The sequence below is a fragment of the Chryseobacterium lathyri genome (genome assembly GCF_030812195.1).
Classification (GTDB): domain Bacteria; phylum Bacteroidota; class Bacteroidia; order Flavobacteriales; family Weeksellaceae; genus Chryseobacterium; species Chryseobacterium lathyri_A.
This window is the reverse complement of sequence record NZ_JAUSSF010000003.1, coordinates 953,079-976,919: the sequence shown is the minus strand read 5'-3', so window position 1 is coordinate 976,919 and position 23,841 is coordinate 953,079. Positions and strand designations below refer to the sequence as shown.

The 23,841-nt window shown below is 36.6% G+C and carries 22 protein-coding genes; 12 read left to right on the top strand and 10 right to left on the bottom strand.

Features of this window, described 5'->3' with window-relative positions; translation table 11 throughout:
- Positions 1 to 20 precede the first annotated feature (20 nt).
- Entirely contained in the window at positions 21 to 587 is a 567-nt protein-coding gene (locus tag J2T03_RS19700) for a DUF6705 family protein (protein WP_307221055.1), read from the bottom strand.
- Between the two features lie 18 nt (positions 588 to 605).
- Entirely contained in the window at positions 606 to 1,949 is a 1,344-nt protein-coding gene (locus J2T03_RS19695) for a hypothetical protein (RefSeq protein WP_307221052.1), read from the bottom strand.
- A gap of 136 nt (positions 1,950 to 2,085) precedes the next feature.
- On the opposite strand from J2T03_RS19695, the gene J2T03_RS19690 reads away from it, so the two are divergent.
- The 7 genes from J2T03_RS19690 to J2T03_RS19660 all read left to right on the top strand — a co-directional run bounded on the left by J2T03_RS19690 (position 2,086) and on the right by J2T03_RS19660 (position 9,226).
- Positions 2,086 to 2,259 carry a hypothetical protein gene (locus J2T03_RS19690; protein WP_307221049.1) on the top strand — a complete coding sequence of 58 codons (174 nt, stop codon included), beginning with the start codon at positions 2,086 to 2,088 and terminating at the stop codon, positions 2,257 to 2,259.
- A gap of 82 nt (positions 2,260 to 2,341) precedes the next feature.
- Positions 2,342 to 2,851 carry an RNA polymerase sigma factor gene (locus J2T03_RS19685; RefSeq protein ID WP_111960876.1) on the top strand — a complete coding sequence of 170 codons (510 nt, stop codon included), beginning with the start codon at positions 2,342 to 2,344 and terminating at the stop codon, positions 2,849 to 2,851.
- Positions 2,826 to 3,500, top strand: a complete 675-nt coding sequence (locus J2T03_RS19680) for a hypothetical protein (RefSeq protein WP_307221047.1) — start codon at positions 2,826 to 2,828, stop codon at positions 3,498 to 3,500. The genes J2T03_RS19685 and J2T03_RS19680 overlap by 26 nt, the downstream gene beginning before the upstream one ends.
- 67 nt (positions 3,501 to 3,567) lie before the next feature.
- Positions 3,568 to 4,848 carry a DUF4252 domain-containing protein gene (locus J2T03_RS19675; protein WP_306845523.1) on the top strand — a complete coding sequence of 427 codons (1,281 nt, stop codon included), beginning with the start codon at positions 3,568 to 3,570 and terminating at the stop codon, positions 4,846 to 4,848.
- A 14-nt stretch (positions 4,849 to 4,862) separates the two neighbouring features.
- On the top strand, positions 4,863 to 5,363 hold the full coding sequence (locus J2T03_RS19670; RefSeq protein WP_307221043.1) for a DUF4252 domain-containing protein: 501 nt from the start codon (positions 4,863 to 4,865) through the stop codon (positions 5,361 to 5,363).
- 192 nt (positions 5,364 to 5,555) lie between these two features.
- Positions 5,556 to 7,016: an IMP dehydrogenase gene (guaB, locus tag J2T03_RS19665; RefSeq protein ID WP_306845519.1), complete on the top strand. Its 1,461-nt coding sequence runs from the start codon at positions 5,556 to 5,558 to the stop codon at positions 7,014 to 7,016.
- Between the two features lie 353 nt (positions 7,017 to 7,369).
- The gene (locus J2T03_RS19660) at positions 7,370 to 9,226 is read left to right on the top strand and encodes a zinc-dependent metalloprotease (protein WP_307221040.1); all 1,857 of its coding nucleotides are present in this window, start codon (positions 7,370 to 7,372) and stop codon (positions 9,224 to 9,226) included.
- A 66-nt stretch (positions 9,227 to 9,292) separates the two neighbouring features.
- On the opposite strand, the gene J2T03_RS19655 is transcribed toward J2T03_RS19660, so the two are convergent.
- The 4 genes from J2T03_RS19655 to J2T03_RS19640 all read right to left on the bottom strand — a co-directional run bounded on the left by J2T03_RS19655 (position 9,293) and on the right by J2T03_RS19640 (position 11,899).
- On the bottom strand, positions 9,293 to 9,490 hold the full coding sequence (locus J2T03_RS19655) for a KTSC domain-containing protein (RefSeq protein ID WP_306845516.1): 198 nt from the start codon (positions 9,488 to 9,490) through the stop codon (positions 9,293 to 9,295).
- 81 nt (positions 9,491 to 9,571) lie between these two features.
- Positions 9,572 to 10,642 carry a DUF4407 domain-containing protein gene (locus J2T03_RS19650; RefSeq protein WP_307221037.1) on the bottom strand — a complete coding sequence of 357 codons (1,071 nt, stop codon included), beginning with the start codon at positions 10,640 to 10,642 and terminating at the stop codon, positions 9,572 to 9,574.
- 120 nt (positions 10,643 to 10,762) lie between these two features.
- Positions 10,763 to 11,317 carry a crossover junction endodeoxyribonuclease RuvC gene (gene ruvC / locus J2T03_RS19645; RefSeq protein WP_307221034.1) on the bottom strand — a complete coding sequence of 185 codons (555 nt, stop codon included), beginning with the start codon at positions 11,315 to 11,317 and terminating at the stop codon, positions 10,763 to 10,765.
- Between the two features lie 60 nt (positions 11,318 to 11,377).
- On the bottom strand, positions 11,378 to 11,899 hold the full coding sequence (locus J2T03_RS19640; protein WP_307221032.1) for a 2'-5' RNA ligase family protein: 522 nt from the start codon (positions 11,897 to 11,899) through the stop codon (positions 11,378 to 11,380).
- An 82-nt stretch (positions 11,900 to 11,981) separates the two neighbouring features.
- Here J2T03_RS19640 and J2T03_RS19635 point away from each other — a divergent pair, with 82 nt between their 5' ends.
- Together J2T03_RS19635 and J2T03_RS19630 are read left to right on the top strand one after the other, a co-directional pair.
- Complete coding sequence (locus J2T03_RS19635) at positions 11,982 to 12,305, top strand: PadR family transcriptional regulator (RefSeq protein WP_306845499.1); 324 nt, start codon at positions 11,982 to 11,984, stop codon at positions 12,303 to 12,305.
- Entirely contained in the window at positions 12,302 to 13,027 is a 726-nt protein-coding gene (locus tag J2T03_RS19630) for a hypothetical protein (RefSeq protein ID WP_307221029.1), read from the top strand. The genes J2T03_RS19635 and J2T03_RS19630 overlap by 4 nt, the downstream gene beginning before the upstream one ends.
- Positions 13,028 to 13,078: 51 nt before the next feature.
- Here J2T03_RS19630 and J2T03_RS19625 read toward each other — a convergent pair whose 3' ends face one another.
- On the bottom strand, positions 13,079 to 14,056 hold the full coding sequence (locus tag J2T03_RS19625; protein WP_307221026.1) for a serine hydrolase domain-containing protein: 978 nt from the start codon (positions 14,054 to 14,056) through the stop codon (positions 13,079 to 13,081).
- A gap of 334 nt (positions 14,057 to 14,390) precedes the next feature.
- Positions 14,391 to 15,101 (bottom strand): diphthine--ammonia ligase, encoded by a 711-nt coding sequence (locus J2T03_RS19620; RefSeq protein ID WP_307221023.1) that lies wholly within the window; start codon positions 15,099 to 15,101, stop codon positions 14,391 to 14,393.
- 120 nt (positions 15,102 to 15,221) lie between these two features.
- On the opposite strand from J2T03_RS19620, the gene J2T03_RS19615 reads away from it, so the two are divergent.
- On the top strand, positions 15,222 to 17,954 hold the full coding sequence (locus J2T03_RS19615; protein WP_306845495.1) for a M16 family metallopeptidase: 2,733 nt from the start codon (positions 15,222 to 15,224) through the stop codon (positions 17,952 to 17,954).
- Between the two features lie 146 nt (positions 17,955 to 18,100).
- Here J2T03_RS19615 and J2T03_RS19610 read toward each other — a convergent pair whose 3' ends face one another.
- Entirely contained in the window at positions 18,101 to 21,448 is a 3,348-nt protein-coding gene (locus J2T03_RS19610; protein WP_307221021.1) for a methylmalonyl-CoA mutase family protein, read from the bottom strand.
- A gap of 185 nt (positions 21,449 to 21,633) precedes the next feature.
- On the opposite strand from J2T03_RS19610, the gene J2T03_RS19605 reads away from it, so the two are divergent.
- The gene (locus tag J2T03_RS19605) at positions 21,634 to 21,966 is read left to right on the top strand and encodes a hypothetical protein (protein WP_306845493.1); all 333 of its coding nucleotides are present in this window, start codon (positions 21,634 to 21,636) and stop codon (positions 21,964 to 21,966) included.
- Here the strand turns inward: J2T03_RS19605 and J2T03_RS19600 are convergent.
- Positions 21,963 to 23,072, bottom strand: coding sequence for a DUF3667 domain-containing protein (locus J2T03_RS19600; protein ID WP_307221018.1), 1,110 nt, complete (start codon positions 23,070 to 23,072; stop codon positions 21,963 to 21,965). The genes J2T03_RS19605 and J2T03_RS19600 overlap by 4 nt on opposite strands.
- Before the next feature lie 313 nt (positions 23,073 to 23,385).
- On the opposite strand from J2T03_RS19600, the gene rplM reads away from it, so the two are divergent.
- The gene (rplM, locus tag J2T03_RS19595) at positions 23,386 to 23,841 is read left to right on the top strand and encodes a 50S ribosomal protein L13 (protein WP_034706094.1); all 456 of its coding nucleotides are present in this window, start codon (positions 23,386 to 23,388) and stop codon (positions 23,839 to 23,841) included.

Here is a 23,841-nt window from a genome sequence, read left to right as displayed (position 1 = left end):
AAGTTCGGACTGCCTCATTCTTATTGCTTTGTTAATACAATATCTTTAGGAAAATTAATAGGGAAATCATTATGCTGCTGAACATATGCATTATGTATACAGTCTTCCTTATAAATACTAGGCATATATTCTAAATGAAGTGTCATTTGATTCCCTGTAAAGCTTGTAATATCTAAAGCTGCTGATTTTCCACACATATTTTTAGGATAAAAATATAACCTTTTCCAGTTTCCGTTTCTTAAGCTTGAAAACATCCCTCTAAATTCAGAAACTTGGTTATCAAAATTAGTAATCCGATCAATCTCTACAGTTCCATTATCAGTGATAATTTTTCTTTCGCCTAAAATCTTATCTTCATAATATGAAGGATTTCCACTATAATAATATTTTACTTTTTTTAGTTCAAGATAAAGGCTCTTTCCATTCCAGGTACCTTTCCACAACCCTACATACTTATCCAATTCATTGTTTGTATCTTTTAAATAAGCATTATTAGGTAGATTATCTAGACTTGTATTAAGAGGATACTCTTGTGCTTTACAAGAAAATGTTAGTAATGTCACTATAATTAAAAATAGATTTTTCATAATTGTTATGCTTTATTATTAAGGGCAGTTAGTTTCTGTTAGTTTTCCGTTGACGAGGCTTAGCTGAGTATTTCCACTGGAAGTATTTCTGAAAAGGCTTGCACCAGACATATTCATTTTTTCAGTCATAAATTTAAGAAATCCCTTTTCAAGCTGTTCCATATTGTAGCTTATGTTGCCACTTACATTTCCTACGCTCTTTGCTTCATCTAGTACTTTTATATAGTAATCATTAAAGTCTAATAATTGTTGTTCTGTAAAATTAGGAAAAGGTGTAGAAGATGTGCCATCAAACATAAAAGAATAATTCCCCCAACTGCTCACTACTGTAAAAACAATTTGGTTAAGAGGGATTTTAGGTGAGTTTGCCGGATTGCTGTTATAGTTCTGTGCCCATACGATCCATTCATTAAAATAAATTATATCTCCCGGAGAAAATATAGGATACAAACCATCGTAGTGAGAATGCATTATCGCAACTGTATTTGGGAAACGCGTCATATTTACAGTTTGGCTTCCTAGATTATTTTGCAGTATTTGGTTCTCACCTCCGCTTCCTATTCTGAAACCACTTTCAAAACTCTCACCCGTTTTTCCTTCAAGATTTGTGATATTGTTTTTAAAAGTTTCATTATTTGTTTTTAGTTGCATCCTCCAACACGGAGTGGGGTCTTCGCTTCCCTGTCCGGCACTTCCTCCGCCTCCGCTTCCTACACTTGGGTCAAAACAGTTATTGTATCCTGTACATCCTCCCTGTGTTCCACCTCCTGTAGGTCTTGGTTTGGGAGGGGGAGGAATAACGATTTCACCTACATCGCAGGGTTCTTGCCCCTCAAATCCACAACCGCTTCCCTTACTTAGTACTCCCTTTTTTAGATTACTTTTCATAAAGGCTGTGCGGAATATCTCTATCACTTCAGCATAATAAGAGCTTCCGGAATCGAGCTTTCTGAATTCCACTTCTGTTTCTTCATTTCTCAGTATACCGACCATAAGACCGTCAACCTGACTGTTTTTTATGATGGGATATACCACCCAGCGTTCACCATCATCCAGGAGCATTTCCTGAGAATAGAGACTAAATTCTACATACTCAGAATTATCTTTATTGAAGTTTCCTTTTTTCAGTAAAGAGGCTCTGGTGTAGCTGGTTCCATTGATCTGGTCATAGTGTTCTAACAATGTTTTAAACCCTTGGGCGTAGTTTACAGGTTCTTTGTTGGCTGACGAAAATACCTGAAACTTTTTGGAGTAAGAAGGCTCTTCATTACCGGAAAGATAATCTTCACTTGTTCTACAGGATTGTAGACCAATAGCCACTGCTATTAACGACAGAAGCCGGAAAATAAAATTCTTCTTCATGCATTTTTGTTTTTAATGAGTTAAATATAATTCTTTTTATAACTCAACAAATGTGTGAAAAACAATTGGAGAAAAGACAGTCAAAAATTACTGATATCCGTACTATTTTTCTAAATGAAAAAAATATGTAATTTTGATGAAAATACTTTGTGCTATGACTTTAGGTGGAAAGCTGAAAAAAGCGAGGATCAACAGCAGTTTTATTTATCAAAACCAGCTTCCAGAAAAGCTAATAGAGCAGTATGAACAAAGACTAAAAGATAAAGAAACAGAAATTGCTTATCTCCGAAAACTGATCGATAAAAATTAAACTTCAAGATTTTTGAAGTTTTTTTATTTTATGATGTAATAGAATTAAGATTTTAATTGTCTTACTAATAGAAACAAAACTCATGACCCAAGAAACTTTCAAGAATACGGTGTTTATTCTCAAAGACGAGATGTATCGTTTTGCGAAAAGATTCGTTATGAGCAGTGATGAGGCAGAAGATGTGGTGCAGGATCTGATGATTAAATTCTGGCAAAAGAAAGAGGAACTGGAGAAGTTTGGAAATTTAAAATCCTATGCTTTGAAATCTGTCCGGAACGAGTGCCTTAACAGGCTGAAGCACCATGATGTGAAGCTGGGATTTGCAGATTTGCAGCTTCACCGCTCAGAATTGTACAGCATGGACATCAATAACCTGAAGGAGCATATTATAGGGTTTATCAACCAGCTCCCGGAAAAACAGAAAATGGTGATCCATCTGAAAGATGTAGAAGAATATGAGGTCTCGGAAATTTCCGAAATGCTGGAAATGGAAGAAAACGCAGTAAGGGTAAACCTGATGCGGGCGAGACAGAAAGTAAAAGAACAAATATCACAACTGATGAGCTATGAACAAAGATCAATTTCAGAATAAATACGATGAGATCTTCCATGAGATAAAGGAAGAAAAGATGGACTGGAGCTTTGAAGATTTTCTTCAGAAAGCAGAAGGTGGAGCGGATGGCTCTGAAAACAACGGGGCATCCATCATCCCGCTCCAAAAAAATAAGCCTTCTTTACCGAAATGGTTCTGGATGGCAGCCGGATTTGTGCTTCTCTTCAGTGCCGGTTTTTTCTTTAATGATTATCGTACAGATGGTATTGAAAAAGAAAAACTGGTGAAAGATGAGGTTCTGAAACAAAAATCAAAATTTATTGAAGAGAATAATGACCATCAGCAGCAGGTAGCGGTTAATCATACCGATTCCATTTCCGGGGTCAAAAAAGATTCTGTTTTTCAAGAGAATTCGGTGGCGGAAAAAGATGTGCTGGATGAGATATTGCCAAAAAGAGGAAGACTGAAAAAGGAATCGAAACCAAAGTTTGTCAATAACTCTTCATTCAAAAATAATAACGCTTTAAAAGATTCTACCGGATATAAGGACTCCTATGTCATCGTAAACGGTAAAAGGATTGATAATGTAGATGAAGCGATCAATGTAACCAAATATTCATTCCAGATATTTGCAAATAACGTTAGTGAAAAGTTGGGACAGCCTACAGTAGTAGACGATGATTATTAACAACAAAAAATAGATTATGCTCCTGATCAGGCAAAAATAATCAGCTTAAGAAAATAAAAATTGACTCATGAAAAAAATATTCATAATATTCGCACTCGCTTTTTCCCACTTCTTTACCGTGTATGGGCAACGGGATAAATTCGACATGCTTTTTGACAGATACCAGGAGGTGGAAGGAGTAACCTCTATTAAAATTGCAAAGCCTATGTTCAGCATGCTGAGCAGCCTTAATATTGATGACTCCCAGTTGGATCAGATTAAACCTCTGCTTTCGAAAATTAACGGATTGAAAATTCTCATTACAGAAAATCCGGAAAATGTTAATACAACAGAAGGCCGTAAGGTTCAGGACAACCTATCCAGGCTCAGCAAAGATGTCTCCATGTATTTAAAAAACCTTAATTACAACGAGATTATGTCTGTTAATAATTCCGGGGCAAAGATAAAATTTCTTTCTTCCGATGCAAAAGACGGAATGCTGGATGATCTCCTGCTGAGCATTGATGGAGGAAAAGGGGAAAATATCCTGGTTATGCTGGACGGAAGACTTTCTATGGATGATGTGAACAAGATCATTAATTCCAGCGAAACGAAAACCAATTCTGTAACTAATACAAGAAACAGCCTTACTTCTGAAAATAATTCCTCTTACCTAAACGGGGAAGCAAGAAATGTAGGCGAGTTCTCAGGAATCCACGTAAGTACCGGTGTGAATGTAGTTTTTAAACAGGAAAGTCCTACCAGCGTAAAAGTAATCGCTGACTCTGACAAGCTTCAGTACATCATCACAAAAGTGGAAAACGATATATTGAAAATCTATATAGATAATAAAGGAACAAAGAATTTAAAGTTTAGAAATCTAAGCGTTAACATATCTTCTCCGAGAATGGATAATATAAAGGCTTCTTCAGGAGCTAACTTTAATGTGGTGAATTCTATAAGGGAAAATGATCTGGTTATTGATGTGTCATCCGGAGCTAATGTGAAAGGAGATTTTAAGGTCTCTAATAAAGTAGATATTGGAACTTCATCAGGAGCGAATATCAGGGCCGGAATTACAGCGGGAACTATTATGGTAAAGGCTTCAAGCGGATCTAATTCAGCTATTGAAGGAAAAGCAGATTCCGGAATAATTGATATAAGCAGTGGAGCACTTTTTAAAGCAGACGGGCTGAAACTGGAGAATCTTGAGGCAGAGGCCACATCCGGAGGTAACCTTTCCGTGAACGTTTCTACCAAACTGAAAGTAAAAGCGTCCTCAGGAGGGCTGGTGAAATATAAAGGAAGACCTGAAATAGAATCCAATATCAGCAAAACATCCGGAGGAACTCTGAAACCTATCGATTAAAAAAACTGATCACCATGAAAACTTTAAAAAACATTTTTTTAGGAATCTTTACATTGCTTATACTTCAGTCATGTCTTGTTTCAGGAAGGCCCAATATGGATTTCTTTAAGCAGTCAGGATATGATTTTAAAGGGGCAACATTTGCGAGCTTCAATGTCCCTGTGTTTATGGCAAGGCCTTTTATTAAAAAAGCTTTAAGGGAAGATGGTGAAAGTGAAGAAGTTATTGCACTGGTAAAAAAAGTCTCAAAGATAAAGGTCATGACTGTAGATAACGGGAGCAAAGATATGCTGAACGAATACTCCAGATACTTAAATGACAATAATTTTGAAGAATGGGCTAGCATAAAACATAAGGGTGAAAATATCAATATAAGGGTAAAGCAGAATGGTGAAACCATTAAAAATATGATGTTCACTGTTAATTCAGATAAAGAACTGGTTTTTGTGGATGTGAAAGGAAGCTTTACAGCAGATGATGTTTCAAAAGTAATTAATGCTGCTACAGATAAGTAATTTTTTATTTATTATAGCACTCATAAAAGAAAAACAAGTAGTTTCATACTATATCAATTATTTTGTACAGAAGACCGTTCTTATTTAAGAACGGTTTTTCATTTAAGTTATTGATTATTAAATTTTATTTAAACTATTGAAAAGGATTTTCATATCTCGTTAAAATAACCTAATTTTGCAAAGAAAGTAAAGATGTCTATTCATAACAAAATTGTAGAGACAGCCATCACTTTCGATGACGTTCTTCTAGTCCCTTCTTATTCAGAAGTTTTACCTAACCAGGTAGCATTAAAATCAAGACTTACCGACAAAATTACGCTGAATGTTCCGATAGTTTCTGCTGCGATGGACACAGTTACGGAAGGAGATCTGGCTATTGCTTTGGCAAGAGTCGGGGGCTTGGGTTTTATCCACAAAAACATGACGATCGCTGAGCAGGCTGCCCAGGTAAACCGTGTGAAACGTTCAGAAAACGGAATGATTTCTGATCCTGTTACCCTTTCAAAAGATCATACCCTGGCTGAAGCTAAGGAAACTATGGCCAAATATAAAATTTCCGGCCTTCCTGTAGTAGATGCAGATAATGTACTGATCGGAATCATTACCAACAGAGACGTAAAATACCAGGAAAATCTTGAAATGAAAGTAGAGGAGATCATGACTAAAGAAAATCTGATCACTTCCGATAAAAATACCAACCTGGAGAAAGCGAAAGAAATCCTTCTTAAAAGCAGAGTAGAGAAGCTTCCGATCGTAGATAAAGATAATAAGCTCGTAGGATTAATTACAATTAAGGATATTGACAATCAGCTGGAGTACCCGAATTCTAATAAGGATCACAAAGGACGTCTTATCGTAGGAGCAGGTGTTGGTGTAGGAGAAGATACGATGGACAGAATTGCAGCATTGGTCGCCGCTGGTGTTGATATCGTAGCTATTGATTCTGCTCACGGGCACTCAAAAGGGGTTTTGGATAAAATTTCAGAAATCAGAAAAGCATATCCGGATTTAGATATCGTAGGAGGAAATATTGTAACTGCTGAAGCAGCAAAAGACCTTATTGAAGCAGGCGCTAACGTTCTTAAAGTTGGAGTAGGACCCGGTTCCATCTGTACAACAAGAGTCGTTGCCGGCGTTGGGGTTCCTCAGCTGTCTGCAATTTATAATGTTTACGAATATGCAGCATCCAAAAACGTAACAGTAATTGCTGACGGAGGAATCAAGCTTTCCGGGGATATTGTAAAGGCGATTGCAAGCGGGGCAGGAGCTGTAATGCTGGGATCTCTTTTGGCCGGAACAGATGAAGCTCCGGGAGAAGAAATTATTTTTCAGGGAAGAAAATTCAAATCTTATCAAGGGATGGGAAGTCTTTCTGCCATGAAGAGAGGAGGAAAAGAAAGGTATTTCCAGAGTGAAGCTAAAAAATTCGTTCCGGAAGGAATTGAAGGAAGAGTGCCACACAAAGGGAAGCTCGAGGATGTGATCTTCCAGCTGACCGGAGGTTTAAGAGCCGGTATGGGATACTGCGGAGCTAAAAATATCGAAGCTTTACAGAAAGATACCAAAATGGTCATGATTACAGGAAGCGGTTTAAAAGAATCTCATCCGCATGATGTAATTATCACTCAGGAAGCTCCAAACTATTCTTTCTAAAATATTTAAAGAAGATATTATAGAATTATTGGCTGTACAAATTATGTGCAGCCAATTTTATTTAAAGTGTAACCAATCTCAAAAAAAGATATTTTCAAGTGTTTAAATAGTAAAAAAATAATGCTATTTTATTTAATGTTAAAGCTTTATTCTATGGGTTGTTATATTTAGTTAAATTTTTCCATATAAAAATTATGAATTTTAAACTTTAAAAAAAGGTGTTTTTTAAAAAAGTCAAAAAAAATATAAAATATTAGTAACAAAACCCAATTTTTGCTACTAATAGGAAAGTATTTTAAATGAATTTATGAATTTAAATTGTTTAATATTAAAAAAATAAATATTTTGAAGTTATGAAGAAAATTTTCCTTTATGGAACAATGCTATGTTCGCTTTCATTAACTGCACAACATCTGCAGCAACAGCAGAAAATCTGCGGGTTTGATCAAGAGTTGCAATTACAGGATAGAACAATTCCTGGAGTAAGACAGATTTTTGATAAAGTTATCAAGAATATAGAAGCTGAAAGAAAGGCAAATCCTTTATCAGCTGCTAAAGGAATGGTGAATGGTGCCTATGAAATTCCTGTTGTAGTTCATGTCATTGAAGGCAATAATCCTACATTCACTAGAACAGATACTCAGATTCAGCAATGGCTGGATAAAGCTAACCAGATGTATGCCGGAACTTATGCCTGGCCTGCTAATGGAGTACCTGCAGATTTTGGAACATCAGCAGTATTCCCTATTAGACTGGTTTTGGCCAAAAGAGATCCGAACTGTAATGCAACCACTGGTATTGTAAGGTATAATGGTGGTACATTAAGTGGATATAATACTTCCGGAATGGCTTATCAAACAGCTAGTGGTGCTTCTAGAGCGGCTATTAAAGGTTTGGCCCCACACTGGCCGGAAGCTTCTTATTTTAATATTTACGTAATAACTACATTTGATGGAAGCACAACTCCCAATGCAGGGCTGATGGGATTTGCTGCATTCCCAAATAACCTTGATTCTAATTACGAATCCTTTATGAAAACAGGGGTTGTAACCAATCCTCATGACACGACATTTGCTCACGAATTTGGACATGCTATGGGATTGTATCATACTTTCCAGGATGGTAGATTTGATGCTGTTCCCGGAGATGCAGATTATTGTCCGCCTACGACCGGAGTTTGTGCCGATGATGATGATCAGGTTTGTGATACTGAAAGATCTGGAAGCGGTTACTTAGACTGGCCAGTTCCTTCTAACTCTACAGTTAACTCTTGTACTGGTGTAAATTATCAAGGGGTACAGTATAATATGATGAATTATTCGAATTCTGTTGCTCAGAAATTTACTGCTGGGCAAGGAGATAGAATTAATACTTCCTTTATGCTATTCAGAAGCAGCTTGACAACTTCAAAGGCGGGCACAGCTCTGCCTTCTACTCCGGCGCCGTCGGTTGTTCCGGTTGCAGCTTGTACACCAGCAGGTTTGGCAAATCCAGGAGATTATTTAGCAGGTCCTGTTTCTGTGAAGTTAGGACAAATAGATAATGCATCTCCTGGATATTGGCAGGCACACGCATTATATTACGTAGATTATACTACAAAGGCATGCTCCATGAATATATACACACCATTGCTTGTTAATCAACAGCAGACTGTTAGTGTTGGAATTTTTGGAAATCCTCAATCTGTACGTGTTTGGATAGACTATAATAATAATGGTACTTTTGAAGCAAATGAACTGGTTGCTTCTGGAACTGATGTGGCAATTGGTGCAGATGGTAATGGAACATTTACAGGTGCATTTACACCTCCGGCTACTGCAACATTAAACACTCCATTAAGAATGAGAGTTATGGCAGACGCTGAAAGTACATTTACACCATGTGGCCAACTTGGATATGGTCAGGCAGAAGATTATTCTGTAATGTTGGTAACTAATCTTGCTACAAGTGAAGTGAAGGCTGATAATAATGACCTTGTGATTTATCCTAACCCGGTTGCAACAGGTGATAAAGTGTTTATCAAAGCTAAAAATGGTAAGAATTTAAAAGTTTCTATTTCTGATATGTCAGGAAGATTGATCGCAAACCCATCTGTAGCTGATGAAGGAAATGGAGTTTACAAAATAAACCAACAGCTTGAAAAAGGAGTTTATATGGTTCAGATTTCCAACGGGAAAGATAGTAAGACCTCTAAACTGATCATTAAATAAAGTTTGATCATACATACAAATATAAATGCCTCCAGTAATGGGGGCATTTATATTTGTATGATCTGTTCAGTTGATCTTAATATATTTAAATTTGGGCTTGATGACACTGTTCAGAAACCTTCCTTTCGATTTGGCTTCCCTGAATTTTTCAGATATAGATATAGGAACCTTAAGATAATCATAAACAGCCCCTGACTGATACACAATTCTTAATATCTCAGTCTCAGGAAAATAAATATAACTGTTGACGACACTTGAAGGCATGGCATATAACCTGCAAAAAATATTCCCAAATGACTCTTAGAGTTTCCGAAGGCATATCAATAACCATGCGTGAAAAATTCGCTATTTTTTTAAATTATCCTTAAAATCATCAATTCTGAAATCAGTCAGAGCATTTCCTTTTTCAATTTTTTCTTTAGAGTAAAGCCTGAAATCATTCTCTGTTTTTTCTAACAGATAATCATAAGGTCCGACCTGGGAAATCAATTTTACAAGCACCGGAGAGATTTCAAGACAGATAAATAACCCCATGATAAAAGCTGCTGCAAGCCCAATAATTGCTGAATTTTTGCCCAGTTCATCCAAAGCCTGCAGTCTTGCTGCAAAACCGTTGAATTTATCTTCAAAAGTTTCTGAGGATTTTCTTTCTGTTTCCAGATTCGTATAAACTTTGGAGATCTCTTTATCTAAATATTCCACTCTGGGTGCGTTCTGTTTCTGAAAATTTTCAAGATCCAGACGGCGTTGTTCCTTCAGTTCCTCTTTACGTTTTGCATTGGGACCATAACCCTCTTTTCCACTTGTAAGTCCGGATTGCTTCCCAAGAATTTCTTTTTCAAGTTCTACGGCTGCTGAATCATAAGCTTTCTGATATTGTACGGTTTTTTCAGCGATCTGCTTTTTTTCAGTTTCAAAAGGGCCGCTTTGTTTCAGGATTCTGCCGCTCATTTCACCTTCAAGCTGTTTTTTATTTCGCTGAATAATGGTATTAAGCTGCTTGTTGACTTCTTTTTCAAAAATTTTAAGTTCCAGCGGCTTAGAAATAATAATTCCTAAAAATGTTGCTAAAATAAGACGGGGAATAGCCATTAAAATCTGATTTCCCCATGTCCCTGTTTTTTTGATGGAGGAAACAATATAACGGTCCAGGTTGAAGATCATCAACCCCCACAAGATTCCGAAACCCACTGAAGTCCATACATTATCAAATACAGTATACATGGCATAGCCTGCAGATAGAGTGGCAAAAACCGCGGTGAATAATACAATTCCTCCAATTCCTGAAAATTTATTCCATTCACTTGGAGTCTTTCTTAAAATATGAATATTTCCTCCGGAGCATACCATCAGAAACTTCTGGAACCAGTTTATTTTATGATTCGCTTGATTTATAGTTTGTTGGTTTGTTTTCATTAGTGAAAATTTATACAAATGTAGCACTAAAAATCATACCAATGTAAAAGATAGTATTATGTTTTGCCAAGTAATTGAAGGTTTTAATTTAATTGCTTGATATACTTTGGGTTATCTTATCTACTTCACCCTCCCCGGATTCTGCTTCAAAAAACTATCCCATCCGCTATAAGACTTTGTATCTGCAATAGTCCCGGAGTTGAAATGATGGCAGACTGCCACAGCCAAGCCATCCGAAGCATCTAAATATTTGGTAGGAAATTCTTTCAGTTTTAAAAGATTCTGAAGCATTCCGGCTACCTGTTCTTTGCTGGCATTTCCGTTTCCGGTGATGGCCATTTTAATCTTTTTAGGAGAGTATTCTGTAATAGGGATATTTCTGTATAGGCTAGCGGCCATTGCAACTCCTTGTGCGCGGCCCAATTTAAGCATACTCTGTACATTTTTACCATAAAATGGAGCTTCAAGGGCAACTTCATCCGGATGGTATTCATCGATCAGCGCTAATGTTTTATCAAAGATGTATTTCAGTTTCGTTTCGTGATTCGGATATTTTTTCAGGATCAGTTCGTGGATGGAAATCATTTCCATTTTACTTTTGGTCACGGAAATAATGCCGAAACCCATAATCGTTGTTCCGGGATCAATCCCTAAAATTATCTTCTCTGAAATCATGGTTCAAAGATAGGGTTTATAAATCTTTTTTGTTGAATTGTGGTAAAGTTTGATTGAGCCTTATTTTAAATGTTTTTCAGCAATAGGAATCCATCTTCCGTCATGACGGAGAAGTAGAATCTTATCGACTAAGAATTTAGTTTTATATTCTTTGTCCTTGTAAATTTCCCATGCATTCAGGTAGTTATCAAAACTAAGATTTCTGTAACCAACAGTCATGTGAGGGGTGAAAGATTTCTTACCAAAGCTGAAATAGTGTCTGGTCCTCTGATGAAGTAAATTTAAATTTTCGTTGGTTTCAGGTCGGATAAAGATGACCGGATTTTTTGGGTTAGGGAAGCTGCCGAAGCCATTCAGGATGATTTCAAAAGGAGGAATATCCGTATTTATCTTCTGAAAAGCATTATGAATATCACTTTCCAGTTCCGGATCTCTGTCAAAAGGTGAGAGTAAAGTAATATGCGCGTCATTTGTTAATGCTTTTGAATTGTCGTAATTCAGAGCAAAATCTTGTTTAAATACCCTTACTTTATCAATAATGTCTTTAGGAGGGTAAATAGCAATGAAATACATTTTTTTCATACAGCAAAGTAAATATTTTTCAAGAATTTTTTATACATAAGAAAATTATGCATATATTTGAAAGGTATAAAAATAAGAACAGTTGAAAAAAAATAGCCTTTACAAAGGGACACTCCAGAACATTATTTTGAAGCTGCTTTCTAAAGAAGTGAAAATGTATGGTTATCAGATCACCCAGCGTGCAAAAGAACTTACAGAAGGCGAGCTTGAGATGACGGAAGGTGCGCTGTATCCACTGTTGCATAAATTGGAGAATGACGGAATGATAACGTCAGAAGTTCAGAAGATCAATGGAAGGGACAGAAAATATTATCTTCTGACAGAAAAAGGAAAGAAACATCAGGCTGTTCAGGAAAACGAAATGAAAAGTTATTTGTTAAACCTAAATACCATTTTTAGCATATGATGACTCAAACACAGGAAAAAGAGGTTACAGACTATCTTATTTTTCAAGAACTTCCTCTTGATATTTTAGTGGAAATAAAGGACCATATGATCTCCCAGATCACAGATGCTCAAATTCATGGAAATTTAAGTTTTGAAGATGCATTTCTGAAGGTTAAAAAATCATGGGACGGAGAATTTAAAATGGTAAATTACTTTTTATTTTCTCCTGTAAAAATTCCATTAATTGTAAAAAAAATAATAAAGGAAAAATTCAATGTACTCCTGAAAAAGTCTTTTATGATAGGTCTTGCTTTTCTTGGCATTAACCTATTGCTGATTTATTTTTCAAAAAGCCAGGAAGAATACAGAATATTTTTCAGACTGCTGAATGGAATGTTTTTACTGACAATGGGCACGGTATGGCTTTTCAATATTAAAATATGGAAATACATGAGAACCGATTTTAAATACAAAGGAAAATGTTTTTATACCTTATACCAACACAATGTAGGGTTGATGGTAATAATTACGATTTCCATGTTGCAGCTGCTCGGAAAAAACGGACATTACGCTTACCAGTTTTTCAGAACACAAAATACATCTGAAATTGTGGGAACAATCATCACATTACTGGTTCCCTTTATCCTCCATAGCTCGGTGATTTTTACCTTGTTCAATTTTTTTGAACATAAAAAGACTCTGAAAAAGATGCAGAATTTTCTTCAGTCCGCTGACAATTAATATTTGCGGATAGCAATTCAGCTCGAGCTTTTATATTGGAATGTAAAGAAATTAATGTTTTGCTTTAAGCTGTAACAGAATATTTTCCAGATTGTCTGTCATCTTTTTAACTTCTACATGAGGCCTGAAAGTCCAGCTTTTCCCCTTTTCTTCATCTGCAATATTGGATAGAATAATAACTGATGTTTTGGTTTGTGGATAATAAATATTCAGAGATGGAGAACCCTTTACATAGCCGCTGTGAAAATAACTTTCAGGGCTTCCGATATTGATCATGATGCCATAGCCGTAGCCCATCTTTCCTAAAATTGCATGATGTCTTTCTGAGCTTTTAGAAACAAACTGTTTTAAAGTTTCCGCTTTAAGGATCTTTCCGCCATAAATGGCATTATTCCAGATGTGGAGGTCCTCTATGGTCGAAAGAATGCCGCCTGCCGGAGTTCCTATATCTTTTCCTGCTAGTCTTTTCGGCATATTCGGAACGGCTGCAAACTTTGTAGCGTTTCCCAAATAGGCGCTTGCAAAATCTTTACCTTCAAAGATATTTCCTGTGGAAGAATTTTTCATTCCTGCTTTTTTGAACAGTTCCATAACATTCTCATCATATGTTTTTCCGGAAACGGTTTCTATAATTTGCCCCAGAGCATTAAAACCGTCATTGGAATAGAAAAAGTCCGAACCGCTTTTGAACAGCAACTTACCTCCAAAAGTATTTAATCCGGAAGTATGATTTAAAAGTTGATTAATAGTGATATTTTCATACTCTTTAGTCTGGAATTTTTTCAGGTATTTGGATGCTTTGTCACCGACATTCAGCTTTCCCTGTTCCATCTGAAGAAGGACAATGGCAGCAGTAAACTGTTTGCTTACAGATCCAATGGCAAAAACCGTATTGCTGTCGATCTTTACCTTATTCTTGAAATCAGAATAGCCGTTTTCCTTCCTGTACAGTTGCAGCGAATCTTTAAATACGGCAATGCTTCCGTTGAAATTATATTTTTTAAATACAGAATCAATCTGCTGCTCCAAAAACGTTTTTTGAAAGGCCACGATTGTGGAATCAATAATTAGATTTTTGTCAACCGGATTTTTGGGCGTTTCAGTTTTGCATGAAAACAAAAAACAGAAAAGCACAAAGAGGGTAAAATTTTTTATCAAGGTGTTTATATTAAAAGTTACTGATATCGGAGCTGATACATATTTAAATGTAAGAAAATCCTTTGAAGTCTCAAAGAGAAGCAAAATTTGTGCTAACCTAAGGTTGTGTTCATTGCCAGGAATGAATGTCGAACTGATATTTAATGTGACGAAAAGATAATAGCAAAGCTACAGTAAATTAAAAATAGCCTGTGCAAGTAGAATCTTATTTCAGAACCAGGTCACAGAACCAGAAAACATACTCACCGTCCTCATCTTCAGGATTTACTTTCGGTTTAGGATAGGTTTTCTTTACGGTTTCCCCTATTTCAAACTGAATAGGGTTTTTAAAGATAGGTCCATCAAAAGTAAATGTGTGGAATTCCCCGTTTTCTCCACATGGATCAACATTTCCAGGAAGATCTTTAATGAAATTCTGGTCAATAATTCTTCCTGCAAAACTTTTATCCAGATAAGTTTCATTCACGCACGTTACAATAGTTTTGAAGCCAAGATCCAGAAATTCGTGGATAAGGTCGGTTGTGTTTTGCTTCCAAAGTGGAAATATAGCTTCCATTCCTATTGAGTTCAGCTGGTCTTCACGGTATTTTCGGAGGTCTTCAAGAAAAATATCGCCAAAAACAGACTGCGTAATGCCCGTAGCCTGAATATCTGACATCGTTTTGCTCATGAGATCTCGGTATTCCTCCATAGACGGTTCTTTGGGAAGTTCCATTTTAATTAAAGGCAATCCTATACTTTCGGCCTGCTTTTCCAAAAGTGAAGTAGGGACACCATGCATTGAGATCCTCTGAAATTCTTTATTGATACTGGTAAGCAAAGTTGTAATTTCAGTCTGATTTTTCTGCTGGATTTTATAAAATGCAAGAGCGGAATCTTTTCCACTGCTCCAGTTGAATACGGCTTTTGGCTTCATTGAATGCTATTTAAATTGATAGTTACGACAAAAATTGTAACTTTTCGATCACTTAATTCGTCTAATAGAGATATAAAGTGAGAAATTTATTAAAACTTTTAACAAAATTAAATAAAAGAGATGAAAAACCTTCTTATCGGGACTGCGGTCCTTTTTTTTACTGGAGCTCTAAACCCTGTTTTTTCTCAGAAAGCAGATGCTCCCAAATTTGTGAGCAATACTGAAGGAGTAAAAGAATATACTTTGAATAATGGCATGAAAGTTCTTCTGATTCCTGATGCTTCTCAAAGTAATATGGTCGTGAATATCATTTATAATGTAGGTTCAAAGCACGAAGGTTATGGAGAAAAAGGGATGGCGCACTTGCTTGAACACATGCTGTTTAAAAGCACTAAAAAATTAGGTGATATTAAAAAGCAACTGTCCGACAAGGGAGGGAATGCCAATGGAACGACTTGGTATGACAGAACGAATTATTATGAAATATTTCCTTCCAGTGACGAAAACTTAAGATGGTCTTTAGAAATGGAGGCAGATAGAATGATCAATGCTACCATTCTTCAGTCAGATCTTGATAAAGAATTTTCTGTCGTACGGAATGAATTTGAAATCGGAGAAAACAGACCGGGAGATGTCTTGATGGAGCGTATTGTATCAACAGCCTATTTATGGCACAACTACGGAAATAGTACTATCGGAAGTAAAGAAGATATTGAAAGAGTAAAAGCGCCAACCCTGAGAAAATTTTACGAAAAACATTACCAGCCGGATAATGCAACGCTGGTCGTAGCCGGAAAATTTGATGAGAAACAGGCTTTAAATTATATTTCCCAATATTTTTCTGTTATTCCAAGGCCGTCAAGAGTATTAGATCAGACCTATACTGTGGAACCAGCCCAGGACGGAGAGCGTTTTGTTGAGCTGAAACGTTCGGGAGACAGCAAGATCGTTGGAGCCTTGTATCATACGGCTCCTTATGCAGATAAAGATTATGCTGCCTTAGATGCTTTATCTGAGATTCTGACATCCGATCCCTCAGGTTATTTATATAAAGCAATGATTGATTCTCATAAAGCTGCTTCTGTATATTCTTATCAGCCAACAGTAAGAGATGCTGCATTTATGTATTTTGGGCTTGAGGTTCCTGCGGATAAAGATGTAAAAGCAGTAGAAAATGATTTCAGAGCTGAACTGGATAAAGTTTCTGCAATAAAATTTACAGAGCAGGATGTACAGAGAGCAAAGGCGAAAATTCTTAAGCAGATAGAAAATACAAAAAATAATACAATCGGTTTTGCTGTTAACTTAACAGAAATTGTAGGAGCAGGAAGCTATAAACTGGGAATGTTATACCGTGATAACATTGAAAAATTAACCTTGGCAGATATTCAGAGGGTTGCTGATAAATACTTCAAAACAAATAACAGAACGGTTGGAGTATTTATTCCTACTAAAGATGAGATAAGAGTTAAGAATAATGAATTCTCTGATGAACAAATCGCTACTTTAACGAAAGATTACAAAGGTAAGGCCTTAGAAAAAGAAGTTGCTCCTTTCGAGGCAAGCATTAAAAATCTGAAAGCCAATCTTTCGGAAGGAAAGTTAAGTAATGGAATGAAGTATGGTATTGTCAAAAAGGAGATTAAAGGAGGAAAAGTATTGGGGAGCTTCCGTTTTCCGGTAAGCAATGCTAAAGATTTAAGTGGAAAAGCTCAAATTGGTTCTCTGATGGCTCAGGTCATGAAAGCAGGAACAAAGTCCCATACAAAAGAACAAATTCAGGACATGCTTGATCTGTGGAAATCTAATATCAGTTTTTCATTCAGTGGACAGACTTTATATGCAAATGTAAGCACCTATAAAGAACACTTACCGAAAGTAATGGATTTGATGAAAGAAATATTAACCGAATCTAATTTTCCGGAATCTGAATTGGTGAAAATTGTCAATGAATACAATACATATTTAGAAGGTTCTTTAAATGACCCGCAAGCTTTGGCATTTACTGAAATTGAAAAAATTACAGAAAATTATCCCAAAGAAAGTATTTTCTATACACCTTCTTTCAAAGAGCAGATTGATGCCAATAAAGCCATAAAAAGACAGGAACTTGTAGATTTTTATAACAAAATTTTAGGAAGTAATAATGGGATAGGAACTATGATCGGTGATTTGGATTCTAAAACAACATCTTCTTTGATGGAAAATACTTTTGCAAAATGGAATTCGAAATCTGTCTATGAGAAAATTAAGCCTGAACTTTTTACAACTAAAAAACAGGACAAAGAATACTTAACTCCAGATAAAGAAAATGGAGCAGCGGTAGGAAAGATCAGCTTCTCGATGGATAGAAACAGTCCTGATTATCCTGCTTTTGTTATTGCCAACGAAATGTTGGGAAGCGGTGGTTTCCTTACCTCAAGAATTCCGACCAGACTTAGGGAAAAAGAAGGGATCAGTTATGGAGCAGGTTCTTATATCAGCGTTCCTTCTGATAATACGGTTGCTTCTTGGGGCTGGTATGCATTCTTTAATCCAACTAAAAAAGAGGCTGTAAATAAAGCGTTGAAAGAAGAAGTAAATAAAGCGGTTAAGGAAGGATTTACAGAAGAAGAATTGAAATCAAACCTAAATTCATGGTTAACTTCAAGAAAAACGGATTTAGGAAATGAGGCTACTTTGATGGGACTTGTGAATGGCCAGCTACAATTTGGTATTCCATTGGAAGATTATGATGCTTTAGAAAGTAAAGTTTCCGGTCTGAAAGTAAACCAGGTAAATGAAGTTCTTAGAAAATACATCAGCGAAGACAAACTGACTTCAGTTTTTGCCGGAGATTTTAATAAGAAATAATTTTAATCCCGAATTCAGGCTAATTAAAACTAAATTAAAAACCGTAGATTATTTCTGCGGTTTTTTTACGCAATAATAAACCTCAAAGAATTTTCCTTGAGGTTTATTTCTATAGTTAGATAGTCAATAATTGCTAGGCCTCGCTGCTACATATTTCTTCTGTATTTACCACCCACTTCAAAAAGAGCATTGGTAATCTGTCCAAGGGAGCAGTATTTTACAGCATCCATCATTACGGCAAACAAGTTTTGCTGGTTGATGGCTGCATACTGCAGTTGTTTTAAAGCTTCTGCAGATCTGTCTTCATTGGATTTCTGGAAATTATGTAAAGTTTCGATCTGAACCTGCTTTTCCTCTTCAGTAGAACGGATCACTTCTCCCGGGCGAACCGTTGGCGAACCGTCTTTTCCAAGGAATGTATTTACTCCGATGATCGGGTACTCTCCTGTGTGTTTTAACCATTCGTAATGCATAGATTCTTCCTGAATTTTCGAACGTTGGTACATGGTTTCCATGGCGCCAAGAACACCACCTCTTTCCGTAATTCTGTCGAATTCCGCATAAACGGCTTCTTCCACAAGATCCGTCAGTTCTTCAATAATAAATGAGCCTTGAAGCGGATTCTCATTTTTAGCTAATCCTAATTCTTTATTAATGATCAGCTGAATCGCCATTGCTCTTCTTACAGACTGCTCAGTCGGTGTCGTAATAGCCTCGTCGTAAGCATTGGTGTGAAGAGAATTACAGTTATCATAGATTGCATAAAGCGCCTGAAGTGTTGTTCTGATATCATTGAAATCAATTTCCTGAGCGTGAAGCGAACGGCCTGAAGTCTGAATATGATACTTCAGCATCTGGCTTCTTTCATCTGCCCCGTATTTCAGCTTCATTGCTTTTGCCCAGATTCTTCTTGCTACACGGCCGATCACTGAATATTCAGGGTCAATACCGTTAGAGAAGAAGAAAGATAAGTTCGGCGCAAAATCATTGATATCCATTCCTCTTGACAAATAATATTCCACATACGTGAAACCGTTTGCCAAAGTAAATGCCAGCTGGGAAACCGGATTGGCACCTGCTTCTGCAATATGATATCCTGAAATAGAAACCGAGTAGAAGTTTCTTACTTTTTCTGTGATAAAATATTCCTGAACATCACCCATTAATCTTAAAGCAAATTCAGTAGAGAAAATACAGGTATTCTGAGCCTGGTCTTCTTTTAAAATATCTGCCTGAACTGTACCACGAACGGTTGCGATCGTTTTAGCTTTAATTTCAGCGTAAGCTTCCGCAGGAATTACTTCATCTCCCGTTATTCCTAATAATTTTAAACCTAAACCGTTATTGGAAGGAGGTAATTCTCCGTTATATTTTGGTCTTTCTAAACCTTTATCGTCAAATTTTGCTTTTAAAGCTTTTTCAACATTTGCTTCAAGCTTATGTTCTGCAATATATTTTTCAACATTCTGATCGATGGCTGCGTTCATAAAGAAAGCCAGCAACATCGGAGCCGGTCCGTTAATCGTCATTGAAACGGAAGTCATTGCATTCACCAAATCAAATCCTGAATATAGCTTTTTAGCATCATCTAACGTTGCAATAGAAACGCCCGCATTTCCGATTTTACCATAAATATCCGGTGGTAAAGCTGGATCTTGGCCGTACAAAGTTACAGAGTCAAACGCTGTGGATAAACGTTTTGCATCCATTTCCGCAGAAACGTAGTGGAATCTTCTGTTGGTTCTTTCCGGACCTCCTTCTCCTGCAAACATCCTTGTAGGATCTTCTCCTGTTCTTTTAAAAGGATAAATTCCTGCTGTGTACGGGAACCCTCCCGGAAGATTTTCCTGGCCTTTCCACTTGATCAGATCACCCCAGTCAGTATATTTTGGTAAAGCAATCTTTGGAATTCTTAAGTGGGATAATGATTCCGTTGAGGTTTCCACTTTAATTTCCTTTCCTCTTACGAAATACGAATAAAACTCTTCATGAAAAGCTTTTTTTGTATCATCCCAAGTTCTTAAGAAGTCGATATTTTCCTGCTGAAGATCTTTTTCCGCTTTTTGATATTCAGTGTCTAAAGCTTCATTGGAAAGGAAATTTCTTACCCCTTCGATATGATACATTTTTCTGGCTAATTCAGCTTGTTTTTCAACGTTTGCATCATATTGTCTGTTGTTTTCAACAATTTCGGAAAGATAACGGACTCTTTTGGGAGGAATGATCGTTACTTCATCTGTAATTTCCTGTTCAGCAAAAGTTTTTAAATCTAAGCCTGAAAACTTATCGTTTACTTTTGAAATTAATCTGTTGTATAGTTCTGTCGTTCCATGGTCATTGAACTGAGATGCTTTTGTAGCATATACCGGCATTTCGTCCAGCTGCTGTTCCCACAATAAATGGTTTCTCTGGAACTGTTTTCTAACAGCCTGAAGCGCGTCTAAGGCTCCACGTTTGTCAGACTTATTTAAAGCTACTAAATCGGCATAATCTAACATGTCAATTTTCTCCAGCTGAGTGGATGCCCCATATTCAGGGGTCATTACATACATTGAAACATCTGCAAAATCAGATACTTCTGAACCGGACTGTCCGATACCTGAAGTCTCCAGAATAATTACATCAGGATGAGCCAGCTTCAGAACATTCAATGCAGAATGAATGAATGGTGAAACGGAAACGTTATTTTCTCTCGTAGCCATCGAACGCATATAAACTCTCGGATCATTGATCGCGTTCATACGGATTCTGTCTCCCAACAATGCACCTCCTGTTTTCTTTTTAGAAGGGTCAATTGAGATGATGGCAATCTTCTTATCAGGATTTGAACGGATAAAACGTCTTACCAATTCATCTGTTAATGAAGATTTTCCCGCTCCACCGGTTCCTGTGATACCGATAATCGGGATATTTAGATCTTTTGATTTTTCGTCAATAGCTTGTACCAACTCAGGCTTTTCCTCAGAGAAATTTTCAACGGCAGAAATGACTTTAGCAATGCTTGTGGAATTTTCAAAACTAATTGAATCCAGATCATCAGCAGTTATATCCTTTCCTGTTGCAAAATCTGATCGTTGAACCAAATCATCGATCATTCCCTGTAAGCCAAGTTCACGGCCGTCATCCGGAGAATAGATCCTGTCGATTCCGTAAGACATGATATCTTCAATTTCTTCCGGCAGGATTACACCGCCACCGCCACCAAAAATCTTGATCTGAGGGGAATTCTTTTCTCTTAAAAGGTCGTAGATGTATTTAAAATATTCATTGTGTCCGCCTTGATATGAGGTTAGTGCAATGGCATTGGCATCTTCCTGGATTGCTGTGTTTACAACTTCCTCGGCTGATTTGTCGTGGCCAAGGTGGATCACTTCACATCCTGTTCCCTGGATCACGCGGCGCATGATGTTGATCGCAGCATCGTGTCCGTCAAATAATGACGCCGCTGTTACGATTCTTACTTTGTTGGTTGGAGTATATTTTTGGGTTTCCATAAAAAATCTAGAAAATTTCTGAATTTTCAAATATAATAATAAAATAAGAACCGTTTGGTTTTGTTTAATGGTTTGATTTTTAGAATGTTGTTTGTAATTGGCAGGTTGTTATTTCCCCAACTTAACAATCATTCGTTTAATAATGACAAGTAAATTCTCTATTTTTGCGCCATAATATATATAGTATGAAAAAGGCTTGGATGTATTTTACTTTAGGAACAGTTCTTAGCTTCCTTATCAATTATTTTTTTTACAGTTCGGATAATATCGGGCTTGATGTATATTATGCACTGTCTTTTGGGATAGCATGGGGAATTGCCTATTATTTAGATACACCCAATTTTACATTGCCGCAAAAACTGGGTATTTCCTTTGTCGCAATGGGTATTTTGGTGCTAACAGGAACGTTTATATTCAATCTTGAGCTTGCCATTCCGTCTATCCTGAAGTTTTCTACAGTTTTTGTAGCCTATTACCTAATTGCTAGTTTCAGAGCAAACAAGTCCCTGCGCAGTTAATGCATTAATAAGAAGCTAACAATTCCCAAGCCCATTAATAAAAATGTAAATAAAACGGTGTTGATAAAAAATATAATAGCACCTACTAAAATAGTCAGGGCAGGGTGCGTACGGTAGGTTTTATAATGAGCTACAAAAAAATAACATCCTGCATAAACAGTAGCCCCTGTGGTCAGCAACCCTTTCAGAATAATGACAAAGCTGTTTGTTTCAAAATAGCTAAACACCTTATTCAGTACAAAAAGAAGAAGAGTGAGCAGTAATAAAAAAGAAAAGTAGTGGAGGGTAAAAACGCCATGATCAAAATACCACCACTTTTTTTTACTGTGAAATATCCATAGCAGAAAAGCAAACAAAGGAAGGTATATGAAAAGAGCTTTTGGTAAATTGTGAACAGAGCTCTTAATAAACATATTGGTAATCTCACTAGGAGAATGGCCTTTTTCTTCCAGCTCAAAGATCTTAGCCACGAAAGGACGGAAAACCTGATATTGGTGCCCGTTCTTTTGATCTTTCTTGTCAAAATCCTCCATAGACTGCAGTCCGAAGGATTTTGTAATGCTCTTATTCTCTTTAAATATGTTTTCAACATCTACACTATCTTGAGCTGTATTTTTAACTTGGGATGAATCTAATGCACGAGCCAACATTCCACCGGTAAGGGAATCTGCCTTTAGTACTTCCGGAGATTGTAAAGCCTTATTTACATCTTTATTTTTAGCTGCTTCTTTTTGAATCTCTTTATTGATGTCTTTTGCCTGGCGGGCTCCTTCCTTGCCAAAATTTAAATCTGTTATTTGGAATGAAATAAACAGAAAAGTGACAAAACTTATAAAAATGTAAAGTTTTACGGGAGGCACGAATTGCTGTCTTTTCCCTTCCAGATAAATCTTTGTAAGCCTTCCCGGCTTAAAAAGCAGATTTTTCATAGTCCCCCAGAACTGACCGTCATAATGAGTGAAATCTTCAAAAAAATGAGTGAATAAATAGTAAAAAGGATGACGGCTTTCTATGTTTTGCTGTCCGCAGTGCGGGCAGAATCTTTCTTCAACCTGGTGCCCGCAGTTCAGGCAGGTTTTATCTTCTCTTATTTTTCCGTGGCTCATGGATAGTTAGAACTATGATTTGGGCACAAATATAAATATTTCGTGAAATAAATACTCATATTAATAAGATTTAAAGGAAATCTTTAAGGTAAATTTAATAAAGAAAGAGATTAGTGTTTAAATTCCTTACTTTGTCATTTGTATTTTTGGGCAAGTCCTTTAAAAAACCAATTGTTGATAAAATCAATTAAAAGGAAGTGAAACCCGGGGAGTAGGATAGATTAAATAAAATATGTTTTTGGGTTACAAAAATAATTTGTACCTTTGCACACCCTTTTAGGGGAAAATTATGTTTAATCTTTAACTAAAACGTGTGAATACATTAAGTTACAAAACTGTTTCAGCGAACAAAGCTACTGCTAATAAAGAATGGGTTGTGGTAGACGCTGAAGGACAGCCGTTAGGAAGACTAGCTTCTACGGTTGCAAAGATTTTGAGAGGTAAGCACAAAACGAACTTTACACCTCACGTAGATTGTGGTGATAACGTGATCGTTTTGAATGCTGGGAAAATTACGCTTTCCGGAAATAAGTGGGCTGATAAGACTTACATCTGGCATACAGGTTACCCTGGTGGACAGAAGTCTATGACTGCGGCTGAACTTCAGAAGAAAGATTCTTTAAAAGTATTAGAGAAATCTGTAAAAGGTATGTTGCCAAAAAACAGATTAGGATCTGCTTTATTGAAGAACCTTTATTTATATGAAGGAACTGAGCACAAACATGAAGCTCAACAGCCTAAAACAATTAATGTTAACGAATTTAAATAA

What these genes read in the sequence shown, in the direction of transcription:
- J2T03_RS19700 (WP_307221055.1), bottom strand. Translation starts at nt 587, where the DNA reads ATGAAAAATCTATTTTTAATTATAGTGACATTACTAACATTTTCTTGT.
- J2T03_RS19695 (WP_307221052.1), bottom strand. Translation starts at nt 1,949, where the DNA reads ATGAAGAAGAATTTTATTTTCCGGCTTCTGTCGTTAATAGCAGTGGCT.
- J2T03_RS19690 (WP_307221049.1), top strand. Translation starts at nt 2,086, where the DNA reads ATGAAAATACTTTGTGCTATGACTTTAGGTGGAAAGCTGAAAAAAGCG.
- J2T03_RS19685 (WP_111960876.1), top strand. Translation starts at nt 2,342, where the DNA reads ATGACCCAAGAAACTTTCAAGAATACGGTGTTTATTCTCAAAGACGAG.
- J2T03_RS19680 (WP_307221047.1), top strand. Translation starts at nt 2,826, where the DNA reads ATGAACAAAGATCAATTTCAGAATAAATACGATGAGATCTTCCATGAG.
- J2T03_RS19675 (WP_306845523.1), top strand. Translation starts at nt 3,568, where the DNA reads ATGAAAAAAATATTCATAATATTCGCACTCGCTTTTTCCCACTTCTTT.
- J2T03_RS19670 (WP_307221043.1), top strand. Translation starts at nt 4,863, where the DNA reads ATGAAAACTTTAAAAAACATTTTTTTAGGAATCTTTACATTGCTTATA.
- guaB (WP_306845519.1), top strand. Translation starts at nt 5,556, where the DNA reads ATGTCTATTCATAACAAAATTGTAGAGACAGCCATCACTTTCGATGAC.
- J2T03_RS19660 (WP_307221040.1), top strand. Translation starts at nt 7,370, where the DNA reads ATGAAGAAAATTTTCCTTTATGGAACAATGCTATGTTCGCTTTCATTA.
- J2T03_RS19655 (WP_306845516.1), bottom strand. Translation starts at nt 9,490, where the DNA reads ATGCCTTCAAGTGTCGTCAACAGTTATATTTATTTTCCTGAGACTGAG.
- J2T03_RS19650 (WP_307221037.1), bottom strand. Translation starts at nt 10,642, where the DNA reads ATGAAAACAAACCAACAAACTATAAATCAAGCGAATCATAAAATAAAC.
- ruvC (WP_307221034.1), bottom strand. Translation starts at nt 11,317, where the DNA reads ATGATTTCAGAGAAGATAATTTTAGGGATTGATCCCGGAACAACGATT.
- J2T03_RS19640 (WP_307221032.1), bottom strand. Translation starts at nt 11,899, where the DNA reads ATGAAAAAAATGTATTTCATTGCTATTTACCCTCCTAAAGACATTATT.
- J2T03_RS19630 (WP_307221029.1), top strand. Translation starts at nt 12,302, where the DNA reads ATGATGACTCAAACACAGGAAAAAGAGGTTACAGACTATCTTATTTTT.
- J2T03_RS19620 (WP_307221023.1), bottom strand. Translation starts at nt 15,101, where the DNA reads ATGAAGCCAAAAGCCGTATTCAACTGGAGCAGTGGAAAAGATTCCGCT.
- J2T03_RS19615 (WP_306845495.1), top strand. Translation starts at nt 15,222, where the DNA reads ATGAAAAACCTTCTTATCGGGACTGCGGTCCTTTTTTTTACTGGAGCT.
- J2T03_RS19610 (WP_307221021.1), bottom strand. Translation starts at nt 21,448, where the DNA reads ATGGAAACCCAAAAATATACTCCAACCAACAAAGTAAGAATCGTAACA.
- J2T03_RS19605 (WP_306845493.1), top strand. Translation starts at nt 21,634, where the DNA reads ATGAAAAAGGCTTGGATGTATTTTACTTTAGGAACAGTTCTTAGCTTC.
- J2T03_RS19600 (WP_307221018.1), bottom strand. Translation starts at nt 23,072, where the DNA reads ATGAGCCACGGAAAAATAAGAGAAGATAAAACCTGCCTGAACTGCGGG.